We start from the raw sequence: 6,341 nt of genomic DNA on the forward strand, positions 1-6,341 counted from the left end.
GTAAAAACTATTTGTAATACTACATGAACATTACTTACTTAATCAAAACGATATTTAGAAGTAATTAAAAATAACTAGTAGTTACGTAGAAGCGTTACAGTCTACCCCCCCACGAGAGTTTGCTAGAATATCTTTAGATAGAGTTTAATTCCGGGAATATTACTTCCCTCTCATGAGGAGGCTATACCTATTTCCCCTCGCCTTACTGATCCTGGTCTTAGCTCTCATTCTGCTTCACGGTCTCTCAACTCCGTCCCTCCCGTTGAACCAGAGCTCCATAAACGAGATCTTCGGTCCAGGTAAGATATTGAACTCCAGTGGCGTGATAGAGATCAGCAACGGAACCCCGGTCCTGAAGACTCTGGGAGGACTGTCAATCCCAGCTTACGACTTCCTAGGAGTGTACCTCCCCTCCCAGGTTAAGGGAGGAGTTGTGGAGGAGGTAGAAGGTAACGGATATCACCTCTTGGTGGTATACCTAGAGCTCAAGGACGTGGTTCCCTCCAACTACACTCAGGTAGTGAACGGCACCAACGACACTATCCTGATAGTTCACAGGGGTTATGGCGAGGTAGACCTGACATACTTCGGAGGACACCTCTCCCAAGGGCAGATACATGAACTCGTCGCGATGTTAGAGTTCGACCTCCGTCGTGGACAATAGTAAGTTTTAACTTAACAGGGTTTCGGCTCCCGCTCCTCATATCCTGAGAGTTGACCAGAGGAGGGCATCTTAGAGATAGCAGTTATTAGATTTCCCTTGAAAAAGGGGCGGTAATTAAGGGAAAGTCACGAAACTGCTGTTAGAGAGAAGTGGTACCCTTAAGTTAAAGACTTTACCCGACCCTAGAAGGGGCAAGGTTGTCGTTCGTTTCATCAATCCTCAGCCCTTGGGCTTCACCTGTGTCGCAGTTGACCCGTTCATTCCCCTCAGCCCCCGTTAAGATAAACAAAAAGGGATTTACGGTTTAGCGGAAACTGTTTTACAACTGCTCTTGAGAAAATCTGATCTCCCCACCCCCCTCTTTTATAAACAGACGATGATAAACCATCATATGCGTTACTCCACTCTGGCCAAGTGGTCCTACGGTCTCAAGGTTTTGGTCGTGGCCGAAGCGATTCTCTTCGTTTCCCCTTACATCTCCAGGATCCTCAATCTTGATCTCCCCTTCCTTCCCAACCCCTTCCGGAGCCCTTACCTCCTCTCCTTCGTCTTCCTCATCTCTCTGGCCTCCCTGAGGCACTCGCTCAAGGCCTACGGATTGGCCCTCTCCCTGTGGTCTGTGTCTTCAGTACAGGTGCTCCTTTTCCCGAGGTTACAGGGTCAGTTACAAGTGGGTGTGGACTTCCTCTTCGTCCTTTTGGTCTTGATCTCCTCCACACTCCTTGCCAGGCAGAACTGGGGATGGAAGAGCCTGGCCCTCTCCCTCCCACTTTACCTGGTGTCTTTGGGTCTGCTCTCCCTCTTGTACCTCGGGGAGAGCAGTTTCCTCTCCCTCCTCTCCTCTCTCGAGAGGGGTCTATTTCCGTACTCGATCCTAGTTCAGGAGCTTTCAACCCTGGAGGGCAGGCACTGGTTCCTCTCCGGTTTCCTACTCCTGGTGGGTTACGTCTTCCTTTCCTCCTCCTACTATCAGAAACCCTACTCTTCCCTACGTTCCGTTGGGCTCACCTTCCCTTCTATCCCCATCCTGACGACCCCCGTCTTTCTGTTCCTCGGTTATCCTCCCTTCCCTACCCTCCTGAACCTGATCTCCCTGGTTAGCTTACCGCTCTCGCTCCTCCCAAAGGTTAAGGCTAAACCCCTACAATTCGGACTCCTCACCTCTACCGTCTCACTGACCATCTCGGCACTCCTCTTCCTCCTGGGATCAGGGGAGGCCCTGGTCTTTACAGCCTCTGGGGGTTCCGTGATACCCCGAGGCCTCACTGATCCAGACAAGGTTAAGTCCAAGTTGGTGGAGGCAATCAAGGAGAACAGGCACTCCCAAGCTAAGAGATTCGTGGACTTTCTCAACTCCGTGGGCATCTCCCCCTCCCAGCTTTTCTGTGAAGCTTCCAGGAACAAGAACTGTGTCCTGGCCCTCTGGTTGCTGGAGAGGTATACTCTGAGCTTAGAGACATGTCAACACCTCAAGGGCGTGACAGACTGTGTCCTCTACACCGGAAGAATACCCACAGGGGTTAACCAGCTCCTCCTGGCCCTCCAGAAGGCGGATAGGGACTCCTCTGAGAAACTCGCCGGACTAGTCCTAGCGAAGTCCCAGGACGAGAGGACTAGGGACGTGGCGAGGAAGATACTTGCCTCCCTAACCCAGGGTAAGGAGGAGCCGTTGAACTTACCGTCACTCTCGGGGTGGGATCCCAACCTCTGGATCAACAGGGAACTGTACGGGTACAAGGTGGTGAAGCTCGTGGGTAAGGGAGGAAACGCGTACGTCCTCCTGGCGGAGAGGGGAGGCAGGCAATATGCCATCAAGGTACCTATGATATCGAGTTCCTCCAAGGAGAGGACTAGGGCTAGCAGACTAACCTTCCTGGACACGGCGGGGGAGTCATCAAAGTTACAGGAAATATCCAGCAAGACTGAGGACATGGTCACCCTCTACGGAGTCTTCGTAGACCAGACCGCCATAAGGGAGATCCTGACGGGCAAGGTGGAGACTTACCTCAAGTCACCTCCGGCAATAGTCATGGAGTTCATGGGAGGGGGTGACGTGGAGGGGCTCCTCAGGGAAGGGGCAGTGGTGAACTCCAGGAAGTGGCAGAGCGTTGTGACCTTCATATCCCTGAGGGTGGCCAGGGCGTTGTCTGTGATTCATCAGGAGGGTTACGTACACCTGGACGTGAAGACTAGGAACATCTTCTTCTCCTCCCCTCCGGGGAGGACTGGGGAAGAAGTGTTCAGTAACCTCCTGACCGGTAGGGTTAAGGCTAAGCTGGGTGACCTGGGGGCCTCAAAGAGGGTGGGAGACAGGCTCGATCAGTACACCCCAGAGTACTGCCCGGTGGATCAGGTTGAGGCCATGCTCTCAGGGAAGGGGGCTAACGTTAAGATGGACATGTACGCTCTAGGGGCCACCATGTATAAGATGCTAACCTTGGGCTCCATGAACCCGCCTGAGGTAGTCAAGTACATGGACGACGCCGTAGAGCAGTTCTTCAGGAGGGGAGATTTCAAGACCTACCTGGAGAAGGCGAAGGAGACTTATGCCAGGTTTTACTCCTCCCTGAACTTGCCCGGCGTAGATCCAGGGTTGGTCAAGGTAATAAGGGAACTGGTGAACCCAGACCCAGAGAGGAGACCGGCAGCCCATCAAGTGATAACCGAGTTGGAGGTAATACTGAGGAAGTTGGAGCCCAGGTACACGGTGTAGGAGATCCTGAGCTCCGTTTGTCCCTACACTTTCATTTCGCTCATTTTATGTTCAATCATGATTCAGTGTAGGGACTTAGCCCTCAACCACCTACCCGACCTCAAGGTAAGTCACGGGACTCCTTAGAGCCCAACGGCAAGGGACTCACATCCCAGATCACTCCCACCCTTTTGGGCATAGCCCACATGGAGTGAGAGGTCATCCTTTATCAACAAAAAATTACAAAGGTCCACAACGAGAAGTGAACCCGAGAATGTAACGCTTCTACGTAACTACTAGTTATTTTTAATTTTATAAATATCGTTTTGATTAAGTAATGTTCATGTAGTATTACAAATAGTTTTTACTGATGATCTCCCAACCGATGACGGGCACTGCTCACGAGGATGAGAGTGATTGGATGGGAGGGTATTGAAGTTTCCCTCGACTAGCCCCAAGGACTTAAGGGTGACCGTTATGATCCCTTAAGAGGGGTGCCCGTGGCGGAATTAGAAGTGACTAAAGGATAAGTTACGCCACGGATAAACACCCTTCATCAAACTCTCTCCATAACATACTGGAAGATGTTGAAGGCTGGCTGACCTTGAGCCTGAACTAGAACTACGTTATTCCCCTTTAGTCCTACGTTATAGTAGATTGACGAGAAGGTACTGTTCACGGTGAGGTTGAAGTAACGATAACCAGATAGAGTCCCGTTGATTGCTAGGTGCCCGGTCGTGCCGTACAGGTAGTTGTAAAGTTGGGTCGCGTCCTGACCTGTTAGGACAGCGACGTTTACTGAGCTGCTGTTCCCCAGGAGGTATTCCGAGTACTGTGTGAAGTTACCCTCAGGGGAAGTGACGTTGAGCACGTAGTACTGGACTAGGTTCAGACCCTTACTGCTGGGATACATGTAGGGGGGAATCTTGACCTGTGTTCCGTTCCTTCCCATCATGACCTGAACCTCCAGATTCAGGAACTTCGCCAAGTCCACGGGGGAGGAATTTCCGGTCACGTTGACTAGGATTAGATAGTGGTTGATGAGGTAGTGGGGGAGGGAGAGGTTGGGGACCTGAGGGGATCCGGGGTAATGTACCACTGTTATGGCTACCGCGGTCTGGTTAGAGGTGGGAGACAGGATATACTCCTGATAATAGGAGTCGGCCCCAGGGAAGGTCTGTTGAACCACGAAGGTGTCGTTGACCTCCCCCAGGGAGATCAACTTCCAGCCTGGTGAAGCCTGGGACAACTGGTCCTGTGTGGGGAGATAGACCCCCTGTGTTGTCGCTACAACGTTCATGTTCCTTGCCACGAAGTATATTGCCACAACTGCAAGGACGACCACGACAATTATCAGAGCAATCTTTTTTGAGTCCATGTGGAGAGGGAGGGTTATGGTTAAAAAACTCTTGCAAAGGTTTGAGAGCCTTCGTTCTCCCGGGAACGATCAGCCCATCACTAACGCTTGCATGTTCATCCTTTTGTCCGTTTGTCCCTACACTTTCATTTCACTGACAGCAATTATTGGGATTAGTCTAGATTACAGGGCGGTACTCAAGGGAAAATCCCATGATGACTGTCAGTAGTTTTATGTAATCATGATTCAGTGTAGGGACTTAGCCCTCAACCACCTACCAAGCTTTGCGGTATGTACATCATGGGGGTCCTTCGACCCGAACTGCACTGAGTCTCATACACGGTATTTGAGACACATTAACATTTGTTCAGCAGTTATGGGACTTTAACGTAACTTAAAGATTTTCATCAGCCCAGGTGGTCCGCCTAAATGACGTTCAACGAACCTGAGGAACGCCTCCACGCTCCTCAGGTTAAGAGCCCCCACCAGCTCCCTGACGACGTTGGTCATGATGGTGAAGATCGCGAGGTAGCCCTGGAGCCTCTCCCTCCTCCAGAACGAGGAGTCCTCCAGTCCCAGGGCCTTGACGTCCCTTGGAGGTCCTCGATCTCCCACCTCATCCTCCAGGCCTCCTCGACTTCCTCGCTGAACGAGAGGTCGGTGGTGTAGAGGTACTTCACGTGTGTCCCGGAGTCACGTTTATATTCCCGGACTAGCAACTTTACTGTAATCGCTTGGGCTCCCAGGGTCAGGTCGGCGTAGTAGACTCCGGGGGGTAGGTCCCCCACTCGGAGGTGTCCCTCCACCTCCTCGAGGGTCCCCTGGACCGACTCGACCCTGAGGAGCCTCCGGTTGGACTTGAGCTCAGACACCACGTTCTCCTTCACCAGCTTCTCTGACCAGTACCACGAGTCGAAGACGACCCTGGACACGCGGAAGTACCCCTTGAGCACGTCCAACATCTCCCTGGCCATCTCGATCTTGGTCTTGAACTCGGTGACCATCCCCAAGTCCAACATCTTCCTCACGGCGTAGGGGAAGGCTCCCACCATGAACGCCCTGCCCGTGGAGAGGTCCACTATGGCGACCGTGAGGAGCTGCACGCCCCTCTCGAACCTCCCGTGGGCGTGGCAGTAGATCCAGTAGTTCCCGTGGGGGCTCACGTCCTTCCCCCTGGAGTACTCCTTGTGGTCCACGGTGTCGTCTATGATTACGGCCACCTCACCCTTCACCAGCCCCGACAGGACCTCCAGGTAGTCCCTCCACGCGTCGTCGAGTTCCCCCAACGCCTCCAGCAGGTTCGCGTAGTCCAACCCGAACGTCTCGGCCGCGTTCCTCACGCTGGACCTCCCACCTAGCAGGACCATCAAGACGAGTGCCAACCCGACCTTCCTGCTCCTCCCGTTCCTCCTCACTATGCCCAGGACCTGGTTGACCGCCTTGATCAGATCCTCCTTAGCCAGTTCGACCTGTCCCTTTCTGTTCGTCATCTACATCTTTTCAGCGGGACGACGTCGAAAATTAAAAACTTCTCGCTAATACCGAGTTCTTGGTATTACCTCCCTAAGATTCCCATAACTGCTGTAGTGATCTGTAGTTTATCCTCGGGATTACACCCAAAGAACCGC

At 52.5% G+C, this 6,341-nt stretch carries 3 protein-coding genes and 2 pseudogenes; 3 read left to right on the forward strand and 2 right to left on the reverse strand.

The features are described 5' to 3' along the window. The first annotated feature begins 172 nt into the window (after window positions 1-172). The 3 genes and pseudogenes from METMK1DRAFT_RS15245 to METMK1DRAFT_RS19755 all read left to right on the forward strand — a co-directional run bounded on the left by METMK1DRAFT_RS15245 (window position 173) and on the right by METMK1DRAFT_RS19755 (window position 3,902). Window positions 173-664, forward strand: coding sequence for a hypothetical protein (locus METMK1DRAFT_RS15245; RefSeq protein WP_009075874.1), 492 nt, complete (start codon window positions 173-175; stop codon window positions 662-664). Window positions 665-1,055: 391 nt separating this feature from the next. Next, a complete protein-coding gene (locus tag METMK1DRAFT_RS15250) occupies window positions 1,056-3,377 on the forward strand; it encodes a protein kinase domain-containing protein (RefSeq protein WP_009075876.1) in 2,322 nt (773 codons plus the stop codon). Between the two features lie 336 nt (window positions 3,378-3,713). Beyond that, window positions 3,714-3,902: pseudogene (locus METMK1DRAFT_RS19755) on the forward strand (hypothetical protein). Window positions 3,903-3,912: 10 nt separating this feature from the next. Here METMK1DRAFT_RS19755 and METMK1DRAFT_RS15255 read toward each other — a convergent pair. Then, window positions 3,913-4,734, reverse strand: coding sequence for a hypothetical protein (locus tag METMK1DRAFT_RS15255; RefSeq protein ID WP_009075878.1), 822 nt, complete (start codon window positions 4,732-4,734; stop codon window positions 3,913-3,915). A gap of 363 nt (window positions 4,735-5,097) precedes the next feature. Then, a pseudogene (locus tag METMK1DRAFT_RS15265) lies at window positions 5,098-6,203 on the reverse strand (transposase). Window positions 6,204-6,341 lie beyond the last annotated feature (138 nt).

The organism is Metallosphaera yellowstonensis MK1, assembly GCF_000243315.1.
GTDB classification, from domain to species: Archaea; Thermoproteota; Thermoprotei_A; order Sulfolobales; family Sulfolobaceae; genus Metallosphaera; species Metallosphaera yellowstonensis.

Excerpts from the sequence above, each read along its gene's own strand:
- METMK1DRAFT_RS15245 (WP_009075874.1), top strand. The coding sequence starts at position 173 with ATGAGGAGGCTATACCTATTTCCCCTCGCCTTACTGATCCTGGTCTTA.
- METMK1DRAFT_RS15250 (WP_009075876.1), top strand. The coding sequence starts at position 1,056 with ATGCGTTACTCCACTCTGGCCAAGTGGTCCTACGGTCTCAAGGTTTTG.
- METMK1DRAFT_RS15255 (WP_009075878.1), bottom strand. The coding sequence starts at position 4,734 with ATGGACTCAAAAAAGATTGCTCTGATAATTGTCGTGGTCGTCCTTGCA.